The organism is Pseudoalteromonas sp. XMcav1-K (genome assembly GCF_044005875.1).
GTDB classification, from domain to species: domain Bacteria; phylum Pseudomonadota; class Gammaproteobacteria; order Enterobacterales; family Alteromonadaceae; genus Pseudoalteromonas; species Pseudoalteromonas spongiae.
In genome coordinates, this window is the sequence record NZ_JBIPJE010000050.1 from 632,050 (window position 1) to 658,474 (window position 26,425).

General features: G+C 39.4%; 26 protein-coding genes. 13 read left to right on the top strand and 13 right to left on the bottom strand.

All coding sequences use genetic code 11. The features are described 5' to 3' along the window. The first annotated feature begins 115 nt into the window (after positions 1-115). Positions 116-934 (top strand): DUF3667 domain-containing protein, encoded by an 819-nt coding sequence (locus ACHSBP_RS19725; RefSeq protein WP_010558729.1) that lies wholly within the window; start codon positions 116-118, stop codon positions 932-934. 55 nt (positions 935-989) lie between these two features. Here ACHSBP_RS19725 and ACHSBP_RS19730 read toward each other — a convergent pair whose 3' ends face one another. The 4 genes from ACHSBP_RS19730 to ACHSBP_RS19745 form a co-directional block, all read right to left on the bottom strand. Beyond that, on the bottom strand, positions 990-1,196 hold the full coding sequence (locus tag ACHSBP_RS19730) for a hypothetical protein (protein ID WP_010558730.1): 207 nt from the start codon (positions 1,194-1,196) through the stop codon (positions 990-992). Between the two features lie 299 nt (positions 1,197-1,495). Continuing rightward, positions 1,496-3,022 (bottom strand): arylsulfatase, encoded by a 1,527-nt coding sequence (locus tag ACHSBP_RS19735; protein WP_395390230.1) that lies wholly within the window; start codon positions 3,020-3,022, stop codon positions 1,496-1,498. 415 nt (positions 3,023-3,437) lie between these two features. Continuing rightward, positions 3,438-4,070: a hypothetical protein gene (locus ACHSBP_RS19740; RefSeq protein ID WP_010558732.1), complete on the bottom strand. Its 633-nt coding sequence runs from the start codon at positions 4,068-4,070 to the stop codon at positions 3,438-3,440. Positions 4,071-4,569: 499 nt separating this feature from the next. Further along, positions 4,570-5,337 (bottom strand): substrate-binding periplasmic protein, encoded by a 768-nt coding sequence (locus tag ACHSBP_RS19745; protein WP_395390231.1) that lies wholly within the window; start codon positions 5,335-5,337, stop codon positions 4,570-4,572. 216 nt (positions 5,338-5,553) lie between these two features. On the opposite strand from ACHSBP_RS19745, the gene ppiC reads away from it, so the two are divergent. Further along, the gene (gene ppiC / locus ACHSBP_RS19750) at positions 5,554-5,832 is read left to right on the top strand and encodes a peptidylprolyl isomerase PpiC (RefSeq protein ID WP_010558734.1); all 279 of its coding nucleotides are present in this window, start codon (positions 5,554-5,556) and stop codon (positions 5,830-5,832) included. 100 nt (positions 5,833-5,932) lie between these two features. On the opposite strand, the gene ACHSBP_RS19755 is transcribed toward ppiC, so the two are convergent. Next, the gene (locus ACHSBP_RS19755) at positions 5,933-8,275 is read right to left on the bottom strand and encodes a hypothetical protein (protein ID WP_395390232.1); all 2,343 of its coding nucleotides are present in this window, start codon (positions 8,273-8,275) and stop codon (positions 5,933-5,935) included. A gap of 344 nt (positions 8,276-8,619) precedes the next feature. On the opposite strand from ACHSBP_RS19755, the gene ACHSBP_RS19760 reads away from it, so the two are divergent. After that, complete coding sequence (locus ACHSBP_RS19760; protein ID WP_054979611.1) at positions 8,620-9,051, top strand: thioesterase family protein; 432 nt, start codon at positions 8,620-8,622, stop codon at positions 9,049-9,051. Positions 9,052-9,149: 98 nt separating this feature from the next. Here the strand turns inward: ACHSBP_RS19760 and ACHSBP_RS19765 are convergent, their stop codons facing one another. Continuing rightward, positions 9,150-10,340 carry a DUF418 domain-containing protein gene (locus tag ACHSBP_RS19765; protein WP_395390233.1) on the bottom strand — a complete coding sequence of 397 codons (1,191 nt, stop codon included), beginning with the start codon at positions 10,338-10,340 and terminating at the stop codon, positions 9,150-9,152. Between the two features lie 215 nt (positions 10,341-10,555). Between ACHSBP_RS19765 and ACHSBP_RS19770 the strand changes: the two genes are divergently transcribed. After that, entirely contained in the window at positions 10,556-11,929 is a 1,374-nt protein-coding gene (locus tag ACHSBP_RS19770; RefSeq protein WP_010558738.1) for a S41 family peptidase, read from the top strand. Between the two features lie 100 nt (positions 11,930-12,029). Here the strand turns inward: ACHSBP_RS19770 and ACHSBP_RS19775 are convergent, their stop codons facing one another. Together ACHSBP_RS19775 and ACHSBP_RS19780 are read right to left on the bottom strand one after the other, a co-directional pair. Beyond that, positions 12,030-12,170, bottom strand: a complete 141-nt coding sequence (locus ACHSBP_RS19775) for a hypothetical protein (RefSeq protein WP_158523474.1) — start codon at positions 12,168-12,170, stop codon at positions 12,030-12,032. Positions 12,171-12,196: 26 nt separating this feature from the next. After that, positions 12,197-12,337: a hypothetical protein gene (locus ACHSBP_RS19780; protein ID WP_169922588.1), complete on the bottom strand. Its 141-nt coding sequence runs from the start codon at positions 12,335-12,337 to the stop codon at positions 12,197-12,199. Positions 12,338-12,591: 254 nt separating this feature from the next. Here ACHSBP_RS19780 and ACHSBP_RS19785 point away from each other — a divergent pair, with 254 nt between their 5' ends. After that, the gene (locus ACHSBP_RS19785) at positions 12,592-13,137 is read left to right on the top strand and encodes a DUF3750 domain-containing protein (RefSeq protein ID WP_010558739.1); all 546 of its coding nucleotides are present in this window, start codon (positions 12,592-12,594) and stop codon (positions 13,135-13,137) included. 184 nt (positions 13,138-13,321) lie between these two features. Here the strand turns inward: ACHSBP_RS19785 and ACHSBP_RS19790 are convergent, their stop codons facing one another. Beyond that, complete coding sequence (locus tag ACHSBP_RS19790; RefSeq protein ID WP_010558740.1) at positions 13,322-14,497, bottom strand: acyltransferase family protein; 1,176 nt, start codon at positions 14,495-14,497, stop codon at positions 13,322-13,324. A gap of 452 nt (positions 14,498-14,949) precedes the next feature. Between ACHSBP_RS19790 and ACHSBP_RS19795 the strand changes: the two genes are divergently transcribed. Both ACHSBP_RS19795 and ACHSBP_RS19800 read left to right on the top strand, forming a co-directional pair. Further along, positions 14,950-16,185, top strand: coding sequence for an FG-GAP repeat protein (locus ACHSBP_RS19795; protein WP_395390234.1), 1,236 nt, complete (start codon positions 14,950-14,952; stop codon positions 16,183-16,185). Between the two features lie 207 nt (positions 16,186-16,392). Further along, positions 16,393-16,734, top strand: a complete 342-nt coding sequence (locus tag ACHSBP_RS19800; RefSeq protein WP_010558742.1) for a DUF6172 family protein — start codon at positions 16,393-16,395, stop codon at positions 16,732-16,734. Between the two features lie 181 nt (positions 16,735-16,915). Here the strand turns inward: ACHSBP_RS19800 and ACHSBP_RS19805 are convergent, their stop codons facing one another. The 3 genes from ACHSBP_RS19805 to ACHSBP_RS19815 all read right to left on the bottom strand — a co-directional run bounded on the left by ACHSBP_RS19805 (position 16,916) and on the right by ACHSBP_RS19815 (position 20,290). Further along, positions 16,916-17,308 (bottom strand): VanZ family protein, encoded by a 393-nt coding sequence (locus ACHSBP_RS19805; protein ID WP_010558743.1) that lies wholly within the window; start codon positions 17,306-17,308, stop codon positions 16,916-16,918. A gap of 687 nt (positions 17,309-17,995) precedes the next feature. Continuing rightward, positions 17,996-19,294, bottom strand: a complete 1,299-nt coding sequence (locus ACHSBP_RS19810; protein ID WP_010558745.1) for a DEAD/DEAH box helicase — start codon at positions 19,292-19,294, stop codon at positions 17,996-17,998. A gap of 186 nt (positions 19,295-19,480) precedes the next feature. Next, positions 19,481-20,290, bottom strand: a complete 810-nt coding sequence (locus ACHSBP_RS19815) for a sulfite exporter TauE/SafE family protein (RefSeq protein WP_010558746.1) — start codon at positions 20,288-20,290, stop codon at positions 19,481-19,483. 452 nt (positions 20,291-20,742) lie between these two features. Here ACHSBP_RS19815 and ACHSBP_RS19820 point away from each other — a divergent pair, with 452 nt between their 5' ends. The 4 genes from ACHSBP_RS19820 to ACHSBP_RS19835 all read left to right on the top strand — a co-directional run bounded on the left by ACHSBP_RS19820 (position 20,743) and on the right by ACHSBP_RS19835 (position 24,652). Then, positions 20,743-21,720, top strand: a complete 978-nt coding sequence (locus ACHSBP_RS19820) for a DUF1852 domain-containing protein (protein WP_395390235.1) — start codon at positions 20,743-20,745, stop codon at positions 21,718-21,720. A gap of 21 nt (positions 21,721-21,741) precedes the next feature. After that, positions 21,742-22,770 (top strand): methionine synthase, encoded by a 1,029-nt coding sequence (locus tag ACHSBP_RS19825; RefSeq protein WP_395390236.1) that lies wholly within the window; start codon positions 21,742-21,744, stop codon positions 22,768-22,770. A 218-nt stretch (positions 22,771-22,988) separates the two neighbouring features. After that, complete coding sequence (locus ACHSBP_RS19830) at positions 22,989-23,621, top strand: TetR/AcrR family transcriptional regulator (protein WP_395390237.1); 633 nt, start codon at positions 22,989-22,991, stop codon at positions 23,619-23,621. Between the two features lie 50 nt (positions 23,622-23,671). Then, complete coding sequence (locus tag ACHSBP_RS19835; protein WP_395390238.1) at positions 23,672-24,652, top strand: MDR family oxidoreductase; 981 nt, start codon at positions 23,672-23,674, stop codon at positions 24,650-24,652. Positions 24,653-24,976: 324 nt separating this feature from the next. On the opposite strand, the gene ACHSBP_RS19840 is transcribed toward ACHSBP_RS19835, so the two are convergent. Continuing rightward, the gene (locus ACHSBP_RS19840; protein WP_395390239.1) at positions 24,977-25,336 is read right to left on the bottom strand and encodes a hypothetical protein; all 360 of its coding nucleotides are present in this window, start codon (positions 25,334-25,336) and stop codon (positions 24,977-24,979) included. 291 nt (positions 25,337-25,627) lie between these two features. Between ACHSBP_RS19840 and ACHSBP_RS19845 the strand changes: the two genes are divergently transcribed. Next, positions 25,628-26,116, top strand: coding sequence for a helix-turn-helix domain-containing protein (locus ACHSBP_RS19845; protein WP_395390240.1), 489 nt, complete (start codon positions 25,628-25,630; stop codon positions 26,114-26,116). Positions 26,117-26,152: 36 nt separating this feature from the next. Continuing rightward, the coding region (locus ACHSBP_RS19850) for a hypothetical protein (RefSeq protein WP_395390241.1) at positions 26,153-26,425 on the top strand (273 nt) is incomplete at its 3' end.

Here is a 26,425-nt window from a genome sequence, read left to right on the forward strand (position 1 = left end):
GCAAATCACCAAGTAAACTCGCTACGTTTATTCAATTTACCTTACTTTAAATACTTATTTGTAATTTATTAGCCGCTTAGGTAACGTTTTACCTAAAAAGAATAAGGCGACTACTGTGGGTTTAGAACATAACGCAAATCAAGTTTCAGCGCATTTAAGCGCGTGTGCAAATTGTGATACGCCATTACAAGATAAATTTTGCCCTTCATGCGGGCAACGTTATCGCGCAGAGCGATTATCGTTAAAAATGCTGTTGATAGATATTCCATCGCAATGGCTTAACCTCGATAAGGGATTTTTTTACACGTTCTTTCAACATTTTAAATCGCCGGGTTCCGTTGCAAAGCGTCATGTAGAAGGGCAAAGGGTTATTTTTACTAATCCGTTAACCTATTACTTGATTGGCGCGGCAGCGCAATTACTAATGTTGTTTGTGTTTAAAGACGTTTTATCTGAAAAAATGATTGCGCAAGTACAGCAATCTCCCGAAATGCTCGAAAGTTTAAAAGGTCTATTGGGAGAAAATGCTCCTAAAAAGTATGCTGATTTGTATTTGTCGGTTATCAATCAGGGTTATACCTACTTAGGGTTTATTTTCTTATGTATTCCGTTTGCACTTTTTCTACGCTTATTTTCCAAAAAGCATCGGCAGGTTTATAACACCGCTGAAACACTGGTGTTCTCTTTTTATACTATGGGGCATTTTGTGTTATGCACTGGATTATTGGGCTTTATCAGTATGATGATTAACCCAGACGTTCATGCACCGATCTCAGTTTTAATTTGCTTTGTATTTGGTTGGCTCTCTTGTCGCGGTTTTTATGGCAAAGCGCATCACAATGGCTTCGCATCTTTTTTTGCGCTTGTGCTGACGTTTGTAACCTTTCTGTCCACTCTTGTAATTATGATGGGAATTGCACTGCATACGCGATAAAACCATATTTTCTATAGAGAGTTTTAAGTGGTGATGCTTGGTAAGGCGAATTCGCCTACCAAGTATCATTATCGTCGCGCTTGCTAGCTCTATTTTTACCTGTAAAACTCACCTCGTTAAAAAAGCCCATAAACGTAAATAATGCTACCCACAGCACCCATAAATGATTTGGTGCAGTAAACAGGTTAATTAATGTTAACCCGATAAGCAGTGGCAAATGTCTTAAGCTGTATTCAATAAAGTGTTTAATTACGTTGTTCATGATGTCTCTCCTTGTTTAGTTGATGTAATAATTGTGGCAAATGAATGCGCGCAGCACAGCTGCCAAGTGTCATCAATGTAAGATGACAATTGTCATTAATTGCCTTTTATTCCGCTTTTGAGTGCTTTTTTTTGCTCTGTGCAGCTTTGGCTGCGTTGATGGTTTTTGCGATAAAGTGTTGTAATAAAGGCGTATTTATTAGCAAGGTAAAAGTGTGAAAATGCAGCTTCTTATTTGATTTAATGTGTTTAACAACCGGTACAGCGTAACAATACGCTGTACCGGTTGGCTTTAATTGATTATCGGCTGTGTGCTTGTTTCGAAATCATGTCAGCAATGTTGTCTACCTGTACCGACATACTTTCTTGGCTGGGCGGAAATGCTTTAAAGGTTTTTACAAAATCTGCAATTTGCTTACCCGCAGGGCCTAAAATCCAACTACGGTTTTCTGCCCACTCATCATAACCTCTGGCGTGAATAAAACGCTCAAATGGGTCCATTTTTAAGTTAATAATGTACGGCGAAGTTAGCGCTTGCTGTGTTGACCTAAACCAGTGCTCTTGCTCCGTGAAGATTAATTTCCAATCGCCGTAGCGCAGACCGTGGAATGTGGTTTCGGTAAAGTAGTAAAACTCTTTGCGCTTTGTTTTACCATTGTTTAGCAAGATATCACTCTGATCAAAGCCGTCTAAATGCACTTTATATTTTTGACCATTAATTTTGGTGCCTTTGAGTAGATTAGATTTTAAATTTTTGTCGCCAACCCACGACATAATTGTTGGCATCCAATCTTCCATGGTCATAAATTCACCAGTGCTTACACCTTTTGGAATATTCCCAGGCCATTTAACAAGCATAGGTACTCTAAAGCCACCTTCCCAAACACCAACACCTTTTTCGCCATGAAATGGCTGGTTACCGCCATCAGGCCAAGAGTTAGATGCTGCGCCGTTATCGGTAGAGAACATTACAATTGTGTTATCTGCTACATTAAGTTCGTCTAATAAACCAAGTAATTCACCAACATCATCATCCAACTCAGCCATACCATCGGCATATAATCCATAGCCGGTTTTACCGTCATAGGCTTTGTTTAAATTGGTTTGGTAGTGCATACGCGTTGTGTTATGCCAAACAAAGAAGGGTTTATTTTGTTTTACAGCATCACGAATAAAGCGTTTTGACTCAACCAATACTTCTTGGTCTAAATTACGTTGGCGCTCTTTACCGAAAGGGCCAAGATCTTTAATGTCTTGTTTACCATTAGCGAGCGCTTTTGAATGAATAACGCCACGCATGTTTAAGCCAAATTTCTTTTGTGTTTTAGCATCTTGCGGGTAGTCATGTTGCTCTGGATACTCACCAGCGTTAAGGTGATATAAAATACCAAAGAACTCATCAAAACCATGGTTTGTTGGTAAGTGCTCATTAAGGTCGCCTAAATGGTTTTTACCAAACTGGCCTGTGACATACCCTTTCGATTTAAGCATAGTGGCGAGCGTAGGATCTTTCTTTTGCAGACCTTGTGGTGCACCTGGCAAACCAACTGTACTAAGCCCAGTTCGCATCGGGTATTGACCTGTAATAAACGCAGCACGTCCTGCAGTGCATGAGGCTTGTGCGTAGTGATCCATAAATATCATGCCATTGTTGGCTATGCTATCTATGTTAGGTGTTTTACCTCCCATCATACCGCGGTGGTAGGCACTGATATTCCACATGCCAACATCATCGCCCCAAATAACAAGCACATTGGGTTTATCTGCCCCATAGCTGGGTAAACTAAAAACTAAAATGGTCACACAGACCAATAGATACTTGAACATTTCTTTCTCCTTGAAAACAAGCCAAAACATAGACCTCGGCTGAAAAATCCCTCGCTTGCAGGCACCTTATACTGCGCTATAACGATATGCCCGAAAAAGACGGGTTGTGTATTTTCTATACTATTTGAATGCTATCTATTTACAAGCTAATTCCACCCTAATTTTGATTTAAATAGGATAAAAAGATTATAAATATCAAAGTTGAATAGCAGCTTCACTCTGTTATATAAATGCTGTTAGTGAACAATATACTTGGTGTACTTTGATGGTATTGGAGTTGCTTATACCTAAATGAAAGACTTCGTAAGTCGTAAGTTTTTGGTGCTTGGCACTTGTTAGCAAACGCAATGAGTATGTTTAATTTGAGCCGTAGCGTGTTGCTTATGATAGTAATGACGTTTGGTGATAGGAGGTTTTATTTGATTGGGTACACCTTAACCTCGGTTTTGGTGTTTAAAAAGTTGGTAATGCGCAGCTGTAACCCACTATTTTTCAGGGTTAAATCAAGCGTTGAAAAAATATCTTTTAAATCATCGGGTAGTAACGCCGTATTTTGCATCAGCATCTGGTATTCGTTATCGTCGCCAATCACAAAATCATATGCGCCAATGTAGTGAAAAGGCGTGGTATGGGTATTTACATATAAATATGCAAGCTCACGAATTAACTCTAATCCAGATTCGAAATACCTTGCTCTAACGATGATAATTTCAATTTTTTCGCAATGATTTTTGTACTTTTCCACTGAAACCATTGCCTCAATATCATCTAACATACCTTGTTCGGTTTGGAATTTTTGTCCGTTAGAAACTAACACAACTTTTCGAGATGGACTGTTGGGTAAATAGAAAAGATCTGAATAGCCATAGAATCCCTCGAGTGAATTTGCTGTGAGGGAGTTTGGCTCGGCACTAAATCCAATATTTTTAGTGCTACAGTTTGTGTGCGAGTTATCACTTACACTCGTTTCTGCCTGACAAATCAATGAAAATAATATTAAAGCTGAGGCCAGTAAATATCTGTAAGCGCTTGGTATTTTTGTTCGCATTGTATTGTCATCCGTTACTAATACATAGGCTTATGTAACACGCATATCAATAGCAGAAGTACGCATTTTATACTGAGAGGATATTGCCTTTTTGAAAAGAAAAGTTCAACAGCGCCAACTTATTACGTGATGAGAGCAGAATAACGAGCGGTGTTTTAGTCGGCGCTATCATTTTGGCTAAACGTAATACAATTTTACTTTTTGCCCGCTTACTATGACTTTATTGGAATGCCAGTTTTATGTCTGTAACTACGTAACTTCAGTCAATAATTATTCTTACATCGACATTATCGTTTAAGTTACCGACGCCTATTTTCATGACGTGCCAGCAGCGAGATTTCGCACATAGCGGGTTAAAAAATCAGGTATTGGTAGTTGCAAAGGGTGAGATTACCCCGCTACTTACGGCGAAAAGTGCGTATCGTTAGCTCGCGTAATAAAAAGTACCGATATGAGTCTGATTGTTCAGTTTCAGTTGTATCGTGTTTGAGAACATGGCTTAATACAGAAACTCATATTTCGCGACAAGATTCTTGTACTCTTTTGTTTGTTTATAGGTACTCATTGCACTATTGAAAGCAAGCATAAGTTTTTCATCAGTAAAGGCAATGTGATAAGTCGTTTTTGGAAATAATCGATGAATGACCACGTTTGCCATATGTGAACTGCCAATTAGCTCATTGCTTAAATAGTTAAAAATATTGATGTCCATAACTACAAAATCGACTTTGCCTTTTAACAGCATTTCAACTTGTTTTCGCTGATTGGGTAGTTCTAAGTACAGAGGGCTCTTTTTGGCGGCTTTTCGATATTCATTACCAAGAACTACCGACGCGTTTTGAAATGCAACAATAGAATGGTTTTTTAGATCGGATATTGAGTCTATTTCAATACTGCGTCCTTTCAAACTGATGGCCGCATTTTGATATGAAATATAGGGCTCGCTAAGCACTAAGCCTTCTATATCCATGTGCTCGTTCATTGTTAATGCGGCGTCTACTTTTTTTACTTTAATGAGTGTGTTTGAGCGGCCAAATGGCACATACACGTAGCTGACAGAATAACCCATATTAGCAAATATTGCTGAAACCATATCGAGTTCAAAGCCAGAGTTCCTCTCTTCAATTACATAAGGTGGTTTGTTCCAACCAACTGAAATAGAAAGAGAGTTAGCGATAGCATTGCTTGACAATCCACTTATTGTTAGCAGTATAAGGTAGATAAAAACAACATAGTTTTTCGTTAGTTTTGCGCGTTTTATATCCATAAATCTCGCCTTTTTATCCACATTCTTTGAGCTTAGGACAAAGTATCTCGGTTTGATAATTAATTGTAACAGATCAGCGTAATTTAAGCGGGTAAAAGACCGATACGGGCAGGGATTCGATGCTTGCTTTGTGCCATTGCTTCTTGTTTTGGCCTGTATTCGTGTATTATTACGCTATCAATAGCGCAGTAACATTAAAAGTGAGAATTAAGCACAATGGCAAGTACAGCACATGCTTTACACATTTTGGTAAAGCATAAAGAGCAAGCAGAAGATATTCTCAAGCAGTTAAAAAAAGGGGCAAAGTTTCAAACTTTGGCAAAGAAGTATTCTAATTGCCCGTCGGGTAAAAAGGGTGGTGATTTAGGAGAGTTTAAACGCGGCACTATGGTGCCTCAATTTGATAAAGTGTGCTTCTCTTGCGAAGTGCTCACTCCACAATTAGTTAAAACCAAGTTTGGTTGGCATATCATTAAAGTGCTGTACCGCACGTAAAAGGCACCTGTAGGTGAATAAACCTTTATTGTTGCCTTAAATGAATATACCTATTGTGTAATTAACAGAAAAAGCGGCATTTAAGCCGCTTTTTAAATGGTTATTTAAGCTCGCTTGGGCACTGCCAAGAAGACGTTTTTTGGTGAGTATATTGGTAGCACAAGCCGCTGTTCTTAATCTCAATGTCTTTAATAAAGCCCGTTAAATCATTAAAGCTTTGCTCGCCAACTTGATCAAAACAATGTAAAAAGCCATCAGCTACTAAACAGGTATTCTGTTTATGTTGTGTAATCGTATACACATGAGAAAAAGCGTTTGTTACTGAAGTAATATTAGCTGCATTTTGACCCCAACATTGCCACTGAGCGTTTTTAAATTGCACACACGCCGCGTTATTTCCAACCATATTTAGGCGTTCAATTTCGCCCGATAGCGTAGGAGTGTTGCTAACAATTGGATTTGCAGAATTACCAATACATTCCACAGCACTATTTTGTGTGAGTAAACAGGCAACTTCGTCATTCAATTTTAGTTGTCGGAGTTGTGCAGTATCAAGGGTAAACCTGATAGTACGGCCATCATAAACACACACAATACTGCGACCACTCACGGAGCAACTAATATCGTCCTTATCAATTCTTAGTGTGCGATACATATTAATGAATTTGTCGCTTTGCGTTGTTGACTCATTTTGATTAAATGAGGCGTTAAGGCTGATTTCACCGTGAAACGACGGTGAACTTGCGTAGCTAAATTCGCCACTATCTGATTGCACAATATCACCAATCGATGTGTGAGTTTGCCACTGGGCGGTTTCTTCACGCAAGGTATCATCATGGTAAATTTGGTTGAATAATTTTATGTGAGAGCCTGCGTAAAACTGCTCGGTTAACCCAGGGTAAATGGTAAAATGGGATGGCTTTAGTCTTAGCTTAAAGTAATCATTTACTTGGTAGTCGCCCACAAATGCAGTAACTTGCAACGTGGTTTCTGCTTCAGTGGCGATGTTATCTGATAGCAGTGCCAGCTGAATTGTGTTGTTAACTAACTTGGCATTTTTTGTTGCAAATGGCGTTACGGTGAACGGTAAGTCAATGGCTACTGAATCAATCAAATCATACGCATTTGATACACTCAATGTGAAATTACTCGTTTCGCCGTTATATACCGGCAAGGGGCGGTCGATATTATGCCCGATGCTTAACTCGGTATCTAATGTGTAGGGATTTAATACGCGGATAGATTGAGTTAAGGTTTGCTGACTGCCATTGGTTAAAGTGAGCGTTGCCTGTGCTTCTAAATCAATAAAAAAACCACTGCTTATTTCAGGTACAGTAATGTTTAGGCGATGATCTTTGGCGCTATAATCTTGTTCAGTAAGGTTATTTACAGTCCAATCAATGCTAGAAATTTGCTCTGGATTTTCTGTTATTACATCAATAAAAACCGCATGCCCTTTTACCGCTAAAGTACGATTTGCAGCCAAGCTAATGTTTGAATAGACAGTAACATCTTTGATTGTTACAGGTATCTCTGCAATGTGTGTTTGGTTTGCACTTGTTACACTTACTTCAAGTATTAGCGTTTGGTCGCTATCAACTTGAGGCGCTTTAAACGATACCGTTTTTGAATCGTCACTGGTAAGCGCAATTTCACTATTGTGCCAGCGCCACTGAATTTCAGATTGGCTGTCACTTGAATTTATCGTCACGCTAATGCTGGCGTCTTTGCCTTCATCAACATCGTAGCGCTCGGGTAGTGATATCGACAAAAAGTCTGAGGTGTCTGGGTTGATTGTAATACGTGTGTGCCTTTGTGAGAGCTGACCATTGGCAGTAACCGATATAATGGCATTAAACGATTGTGTTTGAGTTACGTAGGGCGTTAATAGTGTTAATGAGGATGTGGCCAAAGTGCCATTTAATGAATTTTGTACATTTACATCTGCATTAAGTGGTTCATCTAGCTGCCATGAAATGTCTGAAATAACATGATTCGCTTCGATTTGTGTCGTTAGCTCAAAATAACTGTTTTCTTTAGCAGAATACGCATCAAGTAAGTCAAACGTTACTTGCGCAGATTTAGGCTTTATTGTGACCGTAACATCCTGACTAGTTGATGCATTTTTATCGTCTCGCGCCGTTAAAGTTAACGTTAATGTGGTTTCTGTTGTTACAGTTGGTAATTGAACGCTGGTTATTGCAAGTGTTGATTGAGTGATAGTAACTTGGTTAATGTCGTTCGACCAAGTTAATGAAACCGTGTCATCTTCAGGATCAGCTACTTGATGTTCAATGGTAAGTATTGCACCGCTTTGTGCAGTGTATGCAGATTCAAGTGTCAGTTGAGGGGCGCTGTTAACAACCTGAGGTGGTTTTTTGCTTGATGATCCGCCACAGCCGACTAACAGCATTATGGTTAATAAAATAATTGCGTCACGCATCCTTGTTCCTATTTAAAGTATTAACTCTAGCCCGCAAATGTACTTACATAACCCACAAGTTAATAGGGGATTGGGACGATAGGCATTTAACTGATGACCAAAGTATTTATTCTTTAGATTAGAAGGTAAAGCTCAACATGCTCTAAAGGACAATAAATAGCGCGAGTATGTTTAGGGGGGCTTTGTTGGTGTCATTACTTATTGTTTAACATGGTAGCCGCTCTAAATTACGTGTGATGCGCACCTTGCCGCTATGTAAAACCCATACTAAGTAGTCTTAAAAACTTGTGGTCCGACAAGTGAGTTGTTAATCTCAAAACACTAATAACTATAAAGGCAAAGCCATGCAGGAATTTTTCGAAAAGTATCCAATTCACACTAAAATTAACGTTGTTTGGGGCGAAATGGATGCGTTAGGGCATGTAAATAATGTGTCTTATTTTCGTTATTTTGAAACAGCACGAATCGACTTTTTAACACAAACTGGTTTGCTTTCTGTGTTGTCGGACCCTACCAGCAGCCCTGTATTACGCGATACCTATGCGCAATACAAACGCCCAGTGACCTTTCCTGATACCTTGTATATTGGTTCATATATTACCGATATTAAAAGTGACCGTTTTACTATGCGCTATGAAGCGTTCAGTGAATCACAGCAGGCTATTTGCACCACAGGCTATGCCAATGTAGTGATGTTTAATATGAAAACAGGGCAAAAATCACCTATTTCAGAAGATATGTTGGCTGTACTAAAACAGTACGAAAAAGACGAGTAACTAAACAAATTTTGGTTTTTAATAAGCGTTACTTTTAAAACGTAAAAGGGGTCAAACTAGACCCCAACACTGTTATATATTTTAATAATGAGACGCTTTTAGCAGGCGACCCGCCTAAACGGCATTTTTTGTTTATAAGTAATGCAGCGCCAAGCCCATTCTAATGGCCCATATTGAAAATGTGTTAGCCACCATTTACTTAGCAGAGACTGTAAAACAAAGCTCATTAGTGCAATAACAAAACACATCAGCGGGCTAAGTTTTTGGTAAAGCGAAAGCCCTAAATTTGTGAATAAAAACAAGCCAATTACACTGTGAAGAATGTAATTACTTAGTGCAAGACGACCAACATAGCTAAAATGCATCAACAGTTTTTTTATAAAACCGTGGTGCCAAAGCCAAGCAATTGCCCACAGGTAACAAAGGCCAAAGGTAATATCACTTAAAAACATTAATTTAAACCATAGGGGTCTTAGTAACTCGTGGCGATAAAGCTCGCTTTCCGGTAACCAAAAAAGGAAAACTGCACGGTAAATACTTGTTAAAACTAATGCAAAAATTGTTGGTTTTTTAAAATAGGCTAGCCATTGTTTTGAACCTAATATAAGCGTACTTTTGCCAGCAGCAATACCTAATGTAAACATCGCAAATGCCATTGGCGCAAGGTAAAACAATAACATAGGCAGGTTTGCCATATATTCATGAAAACGAAGTTGTATTGTCTCAAAGTATGTGCCTTCACGCAGCGCGATAATAATCCCTTGTTCACCATACGCTAATAAACCTTTATCGAGAGGTGTAGCTAGGCTTTTGAGAAATAATTCAGCAAGGTTGTCATAAAATGGAAAGACTAACAAACCAACGCCAATCAAAAATAAAACGCGTACATTTAGCCTGACCATAGCTAAACTAAGCAACCCTAAAACAGCGTATAAATGTAATACGTCTCCTGACCAAAACAAGGATATATGCAGCATGCCAATGACGAACAACGCAGCCATTCTTCGTGTGAAAAAGCCTAAATACGGCTTGTTATTTAACTGCTTTTTGATGATCTGCGAAGTGATACCAAAACCAAATAAAAACGAAAAAATAGGGAAGAACTTATTGTAAAAAAAGAGTTGTAATACCCGATTTACAACCTCACTCGTGGTATCTTGGAATTGACTTGAAAAGGCATCTTGGTTGATAAATAAGCAATTCATGATTGTGATATTAATAAAAAAGATGCCGAAAATGGCAAATCCGCGAAAAATATCAAGCAGTGGATCTCGCTGAGCTGGTGTCATTGTATTTGTTATTATTGTTTTTTTATTAATGATGACACGGTCGAATGCCTAATGCTAGAACGAATGCAATGATGGTTTGGGTCATACAGCGATAAGTTTTTTGACGTATTAGTTGGTAATAAAAAACGTAATTAAAAAAATTGATCTTGCTTAAACCTTTTCAATAAAAGCTTCGTCTAATACAAGGTCTCAAATAAAAACAATAATGGAAGAAGATGATTATTAAGCGCTTAATATTAGTATTGCTGTATATTTTTGCTTTTATGGCTCACAGTGCGTTGGCGAGTGAACACACGCAGAACTTGCAAAACATGTTAACGCCAGCGCAGATGAAAGAGGATATAAATGCTTGGCAAGAGTTTGTAAATAACACTCACCCCGATTTAAGTATTCGAATTAAAAACACAACGGCATTTGAACATTCCCTTACCGCCTTTAAACAGTCCATCACCAAACCAATGCGTGTAAACGACTTTTTATCACAATTTGCACAATTTAATAGTCAGTTTAACGATGCGCATATGTTGGTTTTTACGCGTAGCCAAAAAGGGCTCGCCAAAGAAGTGATTAAAAAAGAAGGGTTATTTCCTTTCGAAGTGACTGTTAACAAAGGAAAAGTGTATCTTGCAAGCTTACTTGGCGGCAGTGAAACATCGTTTGCTCAATCTGAGCTTATTAGCATTAATGATCAGCCAATTAATGCTATTTATAATACTTTAATTACGCGTATGTATGGCGATACCGTAAAACACCATGAGCGTTTATTATCAGACAAATTTGCACTTTTTTACTGGTTGTTCGTCAATAAAACTGAGCATTTTAAGCTTGAAATTAAAGAAGGAAAGTCTTTTCAAGTGATTGAGATGCAAGCTGCTAAAATCTTACCTAAATCATTCAACAGCAAAACATTCGAACAAACGTTTAAGTTTGAAATTTTAAATCAGCAACAAGCACTTTTAACAATTGATGAGTTTTGGTGGCAAGACAAAACACGCTTTTACAGTTTTACTGAGAATGTTTTTAAGCAACTAAAAGAAAAGCAAATACAGCACTTAATTATTGATGTTCGCAATAATGGTGGTGGCGATGACGATATGTGGAAACAAGGTATTGTTAAATACATCGCAAACAAGCCTTATCAACACACCAGTAAATATACTAAAAAAATCATTGCAAAATATATGGATGAAGGCGAAACCGAAGGCGAAGTTGTTACTAAAGTGTTTGACCGTTTTGAGCAACCAGTAAAAGATGAGCCGTTAAAATTTAACGGTAAAGTGTCGGTTGTTGTTGGTGGTTATACGTATTCTTCAGCTATTTTATTCGCTAACACCATGCAAGATTTTGGCTTTGCTGAAATTGTGGGAGAAGAGTCTGCGGGCTATTCGTGGCAAACTGGTGGCATTCAATTTTTTACGCTCCCGCATTCAAAACTAAAAGCTGTAACACCTCGTTTTTATTTAGTAAGACCAAGTGGCACACAAAAAGGGTTACCGGTCACTCCGGATAAAGAATTGAAAGACGATGTGCTAAAGCCGAAGCTGATAATTGACAAAATAGTGGATGAATTTAATACATTAGCCAATTAAACAAAAAAGCCTTTCCACAGTTATTTGGAAAGGCTTATTTTAATTGTTTTTTATAATGGTAAAACAGTTTTATTGTTTGCTTCATAGGCTGTCCTAAAGGTTATTTTGTTAGCATATAAATGCCGCCAATTGCTGCGCCGGTTACAATAGCACTTGCCATACCTGCGGTAATTAAGCCTGCAACTACAAAGGTGCTTAGTGACGCGACCATCAAAATATCTAGTGTGTTTGCATTATTCATTTGAATTATCTCTTAATTTTAATTGGTTATTTAGTTAATAAATAAGCGCTGCCAATTACTGCACCTGTTACGATTGCTGTTGTCATACCAGCGGTTACTAAACCTGCAACTACAAATGTTGTTAAACCAGCTGCCATTAAAAGTTCGATTGCGTTTGACGTGTTCATACTATGTTTCCTATTCAGTTTTGTTTGAGTAAAGTGTTTTGCTTGAGTTAAAGAATAGGTGAATCGGAACTGCGATCCTGCCCTTTGTGATGTTTGGTCATATAAAGTGATGTTTGGAAAATATCGGTGATGAAATAACACGGCAGAGCGTAATTTAAGTTTATTGAGGTTTAAGCGTGTTACTTCTCTGTATTTTGCAAGCTATTCAGTTTTGTTGATCGTATTATTAAATCCAACACAAAATGAGGTATTCAATGCGACGTTTAATCACATTATTTATTGTTATCGCTTTTTTGAGCGGCTGTAGCAATTCAAATTGGCGAACAGCTAGCCGAGAGCCAGCGGGTATCGCGCCTAATCCAATACTAGTTAATGATGCGGTTATTGAATTTTATGGTGCCGATGCGTTTAGTTGGCGCGGCTGGTTTGCGGTGCATACTTGGGTCGCGATAAAGCCTGAGAATGCAAAAGAATATACCGTTTATGAAGTGGTAGGTTGGCGTGTAAAACGTGGCTTACCAGCACTCAAAAAGTACACAACTCAAACTCCTGATCGTTATTGGTATGGTGCCAAACCCGAAAAAATTCTATCAATTACCGGCGATAAAGCGAAAAAATTGATCCCAGAAATTATCGCTGCAACAGAGCGTTACCCATGGGCAAACGAATACACTTTGTTACCGGGCCCTAACAGCAATACGTTTCCTGCATGGCTAGGTTTACAAGTGGAAGAACTTGAACTCGACATGCCATTTAGTGCAATTGGCAGCGGTTACGCTGATACCGAAGTGGAAAAATAACTCGGTTCCTATGTGCTCGGAATAAGCATGTGTAAGTTGCATGAGTTATCACGTCTATCCGAACGCAATTGCAATAAAAAGCCAATTGAATGATTCAATTGGCTTTTTTAATTATATTCTCTAAATATATGCTGCAAACAAGCTACTTGGTACCACCTATAACTCGTTACTACTCCCAGATTATTTACGCCGCTGCTTGTACACTTTTGTTTGTTAAAGGAATACGTTTGCCATTAAGTAAAACACCAATGGCTGTGTTTCTAACAAGAAAATGATAGGTAATTAGCCCAATAATCATGGTGAGCGAAATAGACACTAAAAACTTTACTAAAGCCGGGATCGCTAGGTTAATAAGCGCAAACTGAATGTATAACAAAACTGGTACATGAATAAGGTAAAGCCAATACGACGCGTCAGACAAATAACGGCTTGTACTGTTTGCAACATTTAACCAATTGTAACCTGCAATAAAACCTACCGCAGTTAAGCTTAAAATGGCTATGGTTTGCGTAATAACAGGCACAAATGCAATCGTTTTGGGTGCTGAGCTACCCGTTTTGGCGGCGTCAATAACTTGCTCTATGGTGAATGCAGGGGGCAATACATAAAAATAGGCAACGGTAGATATGGTTGCTAACAATAACAGCCAGTGAAATTGCTTTGCGATTTGTGCAATTTTATCTTTATGTTCAAAAAGCCCGGCACCTACCAAAAATAGCAGACCATAAAAGCCGAATGACCAAAGCTCAGGGTACAGTTTATCTGGCGGTGGAAACGGCACAGCCACGTTAAGCATTGATATTGTAATTATTGTTGGCAGTAAAGCGCACAAAAACAGCGGCTTTACAACCCACGAGAGTACTAAGTTATACGCCTTTTGATTTTTAGCAAGTAGCCAAAACAGCAGGCAAAACTGCATTAAATTCCACAAAAACCATAAATGGCCTGTCGAAATTGGCAGGTCTTTTACTTGTTCAAATACCACATATACGGCGGGTGTGGTTTTTGCAAAGCCCAATCCCCACGTAATGGCGTGAAATGTTAAGCCAAATACAAGTGGAATAAAGATGAAAAAAGGTAGTAACACGCGTTTAAAGCGGTTTTTTATAAAATGACGACTACCACGTTTACTGATCAGTAACGCGGCGCAAAAGCCAGCGATAACAAAGAACAACGGCATGCGAAATAAGTGAGACCAATTAGCAAAGTAGTTAAATAACACATGATTAGTCGTGTCGGCGGTAAACCACACATTTCGAAAGTAAGGACCATACGCTAGCGCAGCATGAAATGCGATACCGAGCAATAGTGCGATACAACGCAGGTTATCTATATAATGAAAGCGGCTTTGAGTGTGCATTCGTTCTTCCTTTAAACGTTAGCCAGTAAGTAAATAATTAAAACCGAGAATCACTCTCAACAAAGGTGCCGTTGTTATCGCCACTCATTTTTGAGCTTTTGGCTTATATAGTTGAACGCTGCGAGTAGCGAAGGCTAAAAACAGTTTAGTTACTTCGCTTGTTATCAGTTCGCTCAATGGGCGAAATACACGGTCATCCTTGCATGATGTATACGCGTTTATATTACCAATAAAAGTAATAAAATCTAAGCGTTAGATTAAGGGGATCACCACATTACTGCCGCTTTTCAATACAACAAGCACGACAAGGGATGGCGCTTATTCAGGTGTTTGTTACGACGCTGGTTTTAGTTAAAAATAAATAATTTCTTACAATATCAACCACGTAATTAAAACTAAGAGCATTTAAAGTAAAGAGCAATATTGATGAACGCTAACCATTAGGAACATTTATGCGCGTTAGTCACAAGGTAAAATTCGGATTAAGCTTCTTAGTTACGGTAATGATAAACCAAGTACATGCTAATCAGCAGCAACTGCTCGCGTACGATGGCAAACACGGTGATAATTTTGCTTACGGCGTGGCGATTGATGGCAACACTATTTTAGTCGGCGCGCATAAGGCGGATAGTAAAAACGCGCAAGATAGTGGTGCAGGATATATTTATTCACTGGGCTCAAATGGTTGGCAGTTTCAACAAAAGCTTATTGCAAGCCCTGCGTTTTCCAACGATACCATGGGTGGTAAGGTTGCATTAAAAGGTAATATGGCGCTTTTAGGAGCAATTGGTCGAAGTGATAAAGGCGAAAATGCAGGCGCGGTAATAAGCTTCGAACGCGTATATAATAACTGGCAACAAACACAAGTGCTGGGCGCATTTGACGCAAAGCCTGGTGACTCGTTTGGGCAAAGTATCGCGATCACAGAAAAAATATTAGTAATCGGCGCACCAAAAAGTGATGCCATCGCCAAAGATGCGGGTGCGGTTTACGTTTACCAGCGAGTTAATAATGCATGGCAATTTCAGGTAAAACTTACCGCAAGTGATGGGGCTGCGGGAGATCTGTTTGGTATTAGCCTTGCTATCGATGGTAATACAGTGCTTGTGGGCGCAGATTTAAATGACCAACAAAACAACAATGCTGGCGCCGTTTATGTGTTTGAGTTTAATGGTGTGTCTTGGCAGCAACAGGCTAAATTAGTGGCATCTGATGGCGGCGATACTGACATTTTCGGTGTGCGTGTTGCGATATTTGGCGATACCGCGCTTATTTCTGCGCGTCGCGATGACATTGAGGGAGTTGGCAAAGACGCAGGCTCTGCATATATTTTCGTTCGGAAAAATGGCAAATGGCGCCAACATCAAAAATTACGCTCGCCCGATTTAAAAGCCGATGATAGATTTGGCCGAGGCGTTGCAATACAAGGTAATACCGCACTTGTTAGCGCAATGCACCATGATGCCAGTGGTGAAAACGCCGGTGCAGTTTACGTTTTCAACAAAGCGGGCGATACATGGCAGTATTCATCGAAAATAGTGGCGGAAAACGCTGCTCCTCACGATAAATTCGGCTGGAACGTTGCAATGTCTGATCAGCATGCGGTTATTGCAACGCCTAATCGCGATGATAACGGTGAGCAATCGGGCGCTGCGTACGTTAACACATTGCAAACGACTAAACCGTAACGCTAATAAGTTAATTGAGTAGTGCTCAGGCCTTGGGAATAGGGCACTTTTTTAGTGTAAATTTAGCTTAGTTAATGCCACCGCATTTAAATTAACGTAAAATAAGCCATAATCTTTGTTTATAGGTGCAGGTTTGTCGCACTTTATAAATACACCCATATATTTTGTAGGTAAAGCACTGCAGAATATTTCTGTCTGAAGGCAATCATGAAAAAAACATTTGAATTAACGCACCCAAAAATTAAGTTAGCAAGACGTGTTGACGCGGTTAAACATGAAATCAAAAAATACATTAAGCGCGAGCGTAATAAAAAGCTACCAACTGGCGCGGACTATTGGGATTTTGATTGTCAATTTGGCAACACAGAAGCAGAAGCAAAGCCAATTCACTTATCGCAAATTAATAAGCTAATTGACCAAACGCAAGTTGAAAACTTAACGTCGTTTTACGTTGAGATTTTAGCAAAGCCAGCGGTAAGACAATCTCGCATTGAACAAGATGACGATTTTGATCATGACGATGAATTTGATATGGATAACGAAGACTAAGCACTTCAGCTAAGTCATTCGGCTTGGTGACTAAAACTACTGAGCTACTCACTCAAAAAACCGAAGCACAATGCTTCGGTTTTTTGTTGTGTTGCGATAGTCGATTAAGTATTGAATCAACTGAGGCTATTAATTAGAAGCTTTAATTCATTTAATAGTCACAAAGCGCTTGGCATAGTCATTAGTTGCATTTTGTTTGGTTTCTCTTCGCTAAAATGGAAGAAAGCCAAGTAAATAGTAAAATGCCCAGCATATCAGCGGTGTAATCAAATATATCTAACGTTCTTGTTGGTAAAAAATGCTGACTTAATTCTTCAAACGTCACAAATACAAAAACAATCGCCGTGCCCCAAAATATTTTGATTTTACCTAACTTGAACACCTTAAACTTAGTCGCAAGGTTAGCAAGTAATGTGAGCACGCCAAATAACCCGAGATGCCCGACCTTATCACCATATGGAATTAAGCGAACAAGCTCAAAGAAAATGCTATGTTGCCCTGTATTGGCTAGGTAAATAATCCAGATAATAAATGCAAAGAACAAACTGGATAGGGTTATTGTTAATTTATACATAGGTTTTTTCTTTTTGTACCTCTTCCATATTTGTTCTGTTATATGTTTCTTTCGCGATTTTTGATGCTGAACGTATAAATTAAATAAACAACAATGTGAATGAATAAAACCGGTACTACTAATAAAAGATCTACTCTAATATTTGTTTCCGGAGTTAAGGACAACTCGGCTAAAAAAGCTAAAGCAACAATTAAAATTAATGAAATATTAAGTTTATTAGTGCGCATTTTGATTTAAGGACGTTATCCATAATCTTAAACTCGCAGGCTAATAAAACGTTTTATTTAATATTTTTAGAAGGTTATCAGTAGTTTTTGACGCGAGCAACGTGAAAATGGTTTGGTAAATATGTGCCATTTTGGCGCGCTGGTGACTAATTCTCCTTAAACCTGCATTTTTGCAAAGGTGAAAAGCCAACACTAATTTTTGATAGAGCAAAATTGAACGTCTGTTATTTGCTGTAAGAAGCAGACTTTAATATTGACTCAATGACGCAGCTAATCATGATAACAGCATCTTTATTTATCCATGCTGAGTCATATTATAAGAAAACGAGAGCCTTATTAGCACTCGTTTATGCAGTGATGTATCTGATCACATATTTAGCAAATAGTTAGATGTCACGCTTCTTTTAAAAAGCCTACTTCAGAGTTGTAAACATCTTAAAGGCGGTTTAGTTTATGTTGCTTATCGGCGCTTACGTTTATTTGATTTCTTTTTGCTTGATGTATCAGGCATAGGTTCAAAATTGCCATATTCATCGTCATAAAACTGATTCGTTTTGGACTTTTTACCTGCCGTTTTGCCTTTTTTAGGCTTGCTAATGCCTTGCCCGCCCCACAATTGTTCGGCACGTTGAATACTCGGTATAAACCCAGCGACCACCTGTTGTTCAAACTTACGATTGATAAGGCGTTCAATAGCATTCAATTGCTTGCTTTCATCGCTGCTAAATAACGAGATAGACACGCCTTTTTTGCCAGCACGTCCGGTGCGGCCAATGCGATGCACATAATCTTCCGCCACATAAGGTAAATCGTAGTTAATAACGCAAGGTAGGTGGTTAATATCAATACCACGTGCGGCAATGTCGGTAGCAACAAGTACCTTTATATCGTTGTTTTTAAATGCCGCAAGCGCCTCAGTACGGGCGTGCTGTGTACGATTAGCGTGAATCGATTCTGCGCTTATACCGGCTTCTTTTAATGTGGTTACGAGTGTATCGGCACCTTGTTTGGTGCGGCTAAACACCAATACTTGCTGCCAGTTATGTTTTGACAATAAGTGAATTAATACATTACTTTTTTGATTTTTATCAACGTGATAAAGCGTTTGCTTAATGTTATCAACCGTTGTATTCGCGGCTTCAACTTCAATCAATTGTGGCTCGTGTAACATGGTATTTGCGAGCGTTTTAATCTGATCAGTAAAGGTTGCTGAAAACATTAACGTTTGGCGTTTATTCGGTAATAACTCGCTGATTTTTTTTATGTCATCGATAAAGCCCAAATCTAACATGCGGTCGGCTTCATCGAGTACTAGAGTGTGTAACTGGTCAAAACAAACAGCGTTTTGTTGATGTAAATCGCGCAAGCGCCCGGGCGTTGCAATTAACACATCAACGCCTTGCTCAAGTGCGGCTATTTGCGGCTCAATTCGCACACCACCGAACACCGCCAATGAACTTACATTTAAGTGTGCACTGTAATTGCTCACACTGGTGGCTACTTGTGCTGCGAGCTCGCGGGTTGGCGTAATTATTAACGCTTGTACATTTTTTGTTGTTATTTTTTCGGTAATTAACTGCAATACCGGAAGAACAAATCCGGCTGTTTTGCCGGTACCCGTTTGGGCAATGGCTATTACATCTTGGCGTTTTAAAATAGTTGGAATTGCTTCACGTTGAATAGCTGAAGGCGTATCGTAACCTTGCTCTGCAATTGCAGTTAGAAGTGCGTTGTTAAGACCAAGGGTTTTAAAACTCATGTAATATGTTCTCAAAAGAATAAATAAGAAAAGGGTGCATATTAAGAAGCTAAGCAATAGCACACTTCATTGCGAGCTGTATTCTATCACCTTTTGGCATTTTAGTAATTTTGAGAATGGAGTGTATAAATGAAATGCTCGCGCAATGTTTAACTGCGCGAGAATAAATAGCCTGAGTGTTTAAGCTTAACGTAGCAACATGTTTGCCGCCATGATCACCAGTAGCACGGCAAAAATCTTTTTAATGGTGCTAACGGGTAAGTGGTGAGTTGCTTTAGCGCCAAGTGGGGCGGTAAACCACGAAGTACACACAATGCCAAATAGTGCAGGCAAATAAACAAAGCCAGCGAAACCTTGTGATAAACTCAGCTGTTCACTTCCCGACACAATATAGCCAACCGAGCCAAACAGTGCGATTACAATGCCACACGCTGACGCGCAACCAATCGCTTTTTTCATATTCACTGAAAAAAATGTCAGTAGCGGCACAAGTACGGCGCCACCACCTATACCAATCATTGCCGATAAGCCGCCAGTAAGTGTGGTAAGCACAGTCAGTAGCCCTTTATTAGGCAGCTTACGCGCTGTGTCATCAGTTTGAGTGTTACCAAACATCATTTTTATGGCAATAAATACAACGCTGATAACGAATACTAAACGTACGGCCTTTTCTGGTAGCAGTGCAGCCATAAAGCCACTTAGTAACGCACCTAAGGCAACGCCTGTCATAATCCAAGGCGCGAGCTGCCAAGGCACATTGCCATTTTTATGGTGGGCAATGGCAGATGAGGTTGATGTAAACAAAATCGATGCAAGGGATGTGGCAACAGCGGTGATCACAATTTGCTCTTGGGGCAGCACGGCAAAGTGCAACAAAATCATACTTAAAATTGGCACTATCACTAAGCCGCCGCCAATTCCCAGTAAGCCTGCAAGAAAGCCAACGCCACTGCCTAACACTGCACAATAAACAAATAGTTCGATTAGTTCACTCATTCCATCGCCTCGTTTTTATAGTTGATTTATCGTCGCTGGCGTTGGAGCAGAAACTTTTAGATTCGCTTATGCCTACAACAAAGGCGCAAAAGTATAGCAATATTATGTGTAATTACAGGTAGATAAACTGCAGCTACGCCGTGAGCAATATTCACATTCAACATGAAGTAAATTTGATTTAGCTATTTGGATGTCTAGATATCTTAACTTCTTTTGTCTGGTGTATGCTTTTTTGTTGTAAAAAGTGCGAAGCGAAGTTCTAAGAAATGAATATGCTTCACGTTTTAAGTGAAAGAAAACCGTTTTTCTTCATGGTACTGAGCGCGTATAAATTACTCATCTTTTAACGTGAACTTATTTTCAGTCACCGCAAGTGAGCCGTAATACAGATTTAAAACGGCAGTAAGTGAAATGGAAATACACTGAATTTACACATTGGACACACGTACACCATGAATAACGAATTTACTTTTACTGTTAAGCGTTTTCCGTTAGACGAAAACTATCACCCATCAAACAGCACACGTATTACAACCAACTTTGCGAACTTGGCGCGAGGTGAAAACCGCCAACAGAACTTACGCAACGCATTAACCATGATTAACACAAGCTTTAATGCGCGCGCTAAATGGGATAACAAAAATGGCCAGCGTTACTCAGTTGAGCTAGATATTATTTCGGTAGATATGGAAATAGCGGGTAGTAGCGAGGCGTTTCCGTCAATTGAAGTATTAAAAACCAATATTATTGATCATGAAACAAATCAGCGCTTTGAAGGCATTGTTGGTAATAACTTTTCTTCGTATGTGCGCGATTATGATTTTAGCGTGTTACTGCTTGAGCATAACAAAGACAAGCCATCGTTTAGTATTCCTGAAAATTTTGGCGAATTACACGGAAAACTGTTTAAAAGTTTCATTAATTCAGAGGTATACAAAAACAACTTTAACAAGCCACCTGTTATTTGTTTAAGCGTTTCGGATAACAAAACTTACTTCCAAACTGATAATCAGCACCCAGTGTTAGGCACCGAATATGTGCCAAATGAATCGTCATTAACGGAGCAGTATTTCAAAAAAATGGGCCTACAGGTGCGTTACTTTATGCCGCCAAATAGCCAAGCGCCGTTAGCATTTTATTTTGTTGGCGACCTGCTAAATGATTACACCAATTTAGAGCTAATCAGTACGATAAGCACAATGGAAACATTCCAAAAAATCTATCGTCCAGAAATTTATAACGCTAACGCAGCGGCAGGCAGTTGTTATCAACCGAGCTTAAAGAATCAAGATCACTCGTTAACGCAAATTGTTTACGACCGTGAAGAGCGCAGCCAACTGGCAATTAAACAAGGTAAATTTGCACAAACGCACTTTATTGAACCTTATCAATCGCTACTTGAAGAGTGGTCGGCAAACTTTGCTGCTTAAAAAACGGAATTAGCATTAACTATGAAAACATTATTACCGACATCGACCGCGGGCAGCTTGCCAAAACCAAGCTGGCTTGCAGAGCCAGAAGTGCTTTGGTCACCATGGAAATTAAGCGGCGACGCACTTATTGATGGCAAACACGATGCACTAAAAGTATCACTTCATGAACAGCAACAAGCTGGCGTAGATATCGTCAGCGATGGTGAGCAAACCCGTCAGCACTTTGTAACTACCTTTATTGAACACCTTGATGGTGTTGATTTTGAAAATCGCAAAACCGTGCGCATTCGTAATCGTTATGATGCAAGCGTACCAACGGTGGTCGGCCCCGTGGCAAGAAAAGCCCCTGTGTTTGTTGAAGATGCAAAATTTTTACGCGCGCAAACCGACAAACCAATTAAGTGGGCATTGCCTGGCCCAATGACAATGATCGATACCTTGTATGACGATCATTATAAAAGCCGTGAAAAACTTGCGTGGGAATTTGCCAAAATTCTTAATCAAGAAGCAAAAGAACTCGAAGCTGCGGGTGTTAATATTATTCAGTTTGACGAGCCAGCGTTTAACGTGTTTTTTGATGAAGTAAATGACTGGGGTATTGCGTGTTTAGAGCGCGCGATTGAGGGCTTAAAGTGCGAAACGGCAGTGCATATTTGCTACGGTTACGGCATTAAAGCAAATACAGATTGGAAGAAAACCTTAGGCTCAGAATGGCGTCAATACGAAGAAGTATTTCCTAAATTACAGCAATCGAATATTGATATCATCTCTCTTGAATGCCATAACTCGCGTGTGCCAATTGAGTTACTTGCACTTATTCGTGGCAAAAAGGTAATGGTAGGGGCTATTGATGTAGCGACCGATGATATTGAAACGCCAGAAGAAGTCGCCAATACGTTGCGCGAAGCGCTGAAATACGTGGATGCAGATAAGCTTTATCCATCAACTAACTGCGGCTTAGCGCCGTTGTCGCGTGATGTTGCACGAGCAAAACTTAATGCCCTTGCCCAAGGCGCAGCGATAGTGCGTGCAGAAGTACAAGCTTAAGTAACATTCCCTAATAATACTAAAAACAAAGGCGTACAAATATGTTGTACGCCTTTTTTTGTGTATAAAAAATTTAATTGAATGCCATTTAATGTCAATTCGGCGCTTATTTTATAAATGAATTTTCAGAAGGTTTTGTTAAAGAGTATATTTTTAATATTTATAACTTTACGAATGCATGCTTGTTATTTTTTAGACGGTCGGTCTATAATCGATTTATGACAGAGAAAACACCACAACCTCGCAAGCGAGGACGGCCGAAGAAAAGTGAGCGAGCTCACCTCGACACACGTGCTGAATTAATTCAAAGTGGTTTGGCGCACTTTACAGAGTTTGGCTTTGTGGCGTCAGGCATTGATATGATCCTGAAAAAAACAGGCACACCGAAAGGCTCTTTTTATTATTACTTTGACAGTAAAGAGGCGTTTGGTAAGGCAGTAATTGACAATTACGCTCGGTTTTTTGCTAAGCGATTAGATGGCTGTTTGCTTGAACATTCGGTTGATCCAGTAACGCGAATTATTCAGTTTGTCGCGTTATCTAAACAAGGTATGGTTAAGCATCAATTTACGCGTGGTTGCCTCGTAGGTAACTTAGGCCAAGAAGTCGATCTGCTACCTGAAACGTTTCGAGCTTTACTGCTGGCTATTTTTACCGAATGGCAAGATAAGCTGGCGGTGTGTTTAAAAGAGGCGCAACGGCAAGGGCTTTGCGACAAAAGCAAAGATCCACATGCCTTAGCTGAATTTTTCTGGGTTGGTTGGGAAGGCGCTGTGAGTCGGGCTAAATTAGCGCAGTCGACCAAACCACTTGATAGTTATTTAAATCACTTTTTAATGTTGCTGAAATAAAATTTTTTATAATTTAATAGACGACCAGTCTATATTTGGAGGTAATACCGATGAAAGCAGTGCTAATTGAAAAAGATGAACAAGGTTATCGTGCAGCCTTACAAGAACTTGAACCGAGCTTTTTACAAGGTGGTGACGTCGTCGTTGATGTTGCCTACAGCACGTTAAATTACAAAGATGCGCTTGCCATTACAGGTAAAGGCCCTGTTGTTAGGCTGTTTCCGTTGATCCCAGGCATTGATTTAGTGGGGACTGTGGTCGAAAGTGACAGTGAAAAGTTTAAAACGGGCGATAAGGTATTGCTAAATGGCTTTGGTGTCGGCGAGCAATATCATGGTGGTCTTGCTCAAAGAGCCTGCGTTAAAAGTGATTGGTTAATTCATTTGCCGCCACAAATCACACCCTTTCAAGCGATGGCAATTGGCACAGCTGGATATACGGCGATGTTATGTATTATTGCGCTTGAAAAACAAGGGATTACTCCAGATTCTGGTAAAATCTTAGTAACTGGCGCGAATGGCGGGGTGGGCAGCTTTGCCATTTCATTGTTAGCAAAATTGGGCTATCACGTGGTTGCTTCAACTGGGCGCGTGTCAGAGGCTGAATACCTAATTAAGTTGGGTGCAAAGGATGTTATCGACCGTAATACTTTGTCTGAGCCTGGTCGCCCATTAGGGAAATCGTTGTGGGCGGGTGCCATTGATTCGGTAGGTAGTCATACGTTAGCAAATGTATGTGCTCAAATGGAGTATGGTGGGTCAGTCGCGGCATGTGGACTGGCACAGGGTATGGATTTTCCGGCAACTGTTGCGCCATTTATTTTACGTGGTGTGAACTTGCTTGGTATTGATAGTGTGATGCGGCCAATTCCAGATCGTGAAGCTGCTTGGCAAAAACTGGCGCAGTTGATTGATGACACCATGTTAAAAGATATCGCAACGACCATTTCACTGTCACAAGTAGTCGAAGTATCAAATGATTTATTGGCGGGTAAGGTGCAAGGTAGAGTAGTTGTTGATCTAACGATGTAAATATTATCAACTTTTTAATCAACTAGTTTTAATATTTCAGCGTGCTGTGTTTTCGATAATCGGTGTGTTTGTTTATAAAATCGACCCGCTTTAATCTCAGCTCTTGTTATTTAGATAAACATTGCTCAGACACAAAAGGCGTACAAATAGGTTGTACGCCTTTTGCATAATAGTGAAATTGTTATTTTTCTAAATAGCTATTTGCACTTGCATGCATAGTTACTGAACTGTGTGTTTTAACACATAAAAAGTAAGCCCACGCAATGAGGATAATTTGTAATGGCGCACGAATAAGTAAATAAATTGGTCCCCATTGGTGGCCACCTAAACCAATGCTGTTGAAGGCTGCATAAATATTTGCCGGAAAAACACAATAAAAATAACAATTGCGAGTTTTGCTGCCAGCTCACGGTACTTTGTAGTAAAAAGTGCAATGCCAACCGCAAATTCTAATAGTCCAGTGGCATAAACTAATTGTAAACGCAGGGGAACCCAAGGCGGCAACATTTCAACCATACCGTGTGTTTTTACAATATGACCAACTGCAAAGAAAACGAAAGTGATGCCCAACCCAATAGACGCATATTCTTTAATGTTTATTACTTGTCGAGTTACTTGCCCTTTAATAAACCCAAACAGTAGTGGGCTTGTTAGCAAGATAAGAATTATTATTGGTGTGATCACGTTCCCTCGCAAATTGCTTTATTTGTTATGTGTTTATGAGTGGTGTCAATAGGCGTAAAAACTACACCTTGGTAACCATTATAACTTACTGACATTACATAACTTATAAACGTTAATGAGATTTTGTAAAAATGCTTAACGGAATATTACTTATTGCTAACCACAGTTATTGCTTGAATTTATTGTTTGGTTACGTAAAGGTAACGTAAGACTTACGGAACAATAACGTCACGGAGATTGCGCTTGCTTGCTAGGTTAGTACTGAGCCAGTAAGGAAGCCCAAATATACAATTGAAAATAAACGCTGCGCATTTGAAGTCGCTCAGAGAATCTCGATGTTGGTCGCAACAAGCGTTGTCGGAATTCTCTGGCTTAAGTTTACGTACAATACAGAGAATTGAAGCAAAGTCGGTTGCATCGAAAGAAAGCATTAAATGCTTGGCGGCGGTGTACGAGGTACCGGTGCAATCACTGTGTGTTAGTGACTTATCAATAAGCGAGTCTTCAGCGGAAATAGATGACGAACAAGTACAAAAACGAAGTAAACAGCGCACTTCACAGTTAAAGCGAATGTATATTCAATTTGCGTTTGTATTTGCCTGTCACATGTTTGGTTTTGTAGGCATTTTCTTCGCGTATGACGAGCAACGAATTGATAGTGAAACGTTTCAAGTGTTGAAGAATAGCTTGTCAATTGTATTGGTCTTTTCTGCCCTTTATTTTATGTTTCATGCATACAAGTTGAAGCGAAAATTAGGCATTGGTTCATCTGAAATTTAACCAAAGGGGCAAGTAAGTGCTTGCTAAGGATGAAAGATGAAAAGACTATCAGTAGAATTTAATGTGTTAGCGATGGCGTGCGGGTTGTATTTACTTGTGAGCATCGCATGTTCGATTTTATTAACCTTGGTTTGGCAACTCAATTTGGATGTTGCTAATCAAAACTATCAAGCGTTGGCACAACAGGCAGAACAATCGCCGTTTATAATTATTGGAAGTGCGATAATAGGCGTCTTTACAACTATGTTAACCGCCGCATTTATTACTTTTCGCGCTAAAAGACATGTTTTACAGCTCGTATACTTTACC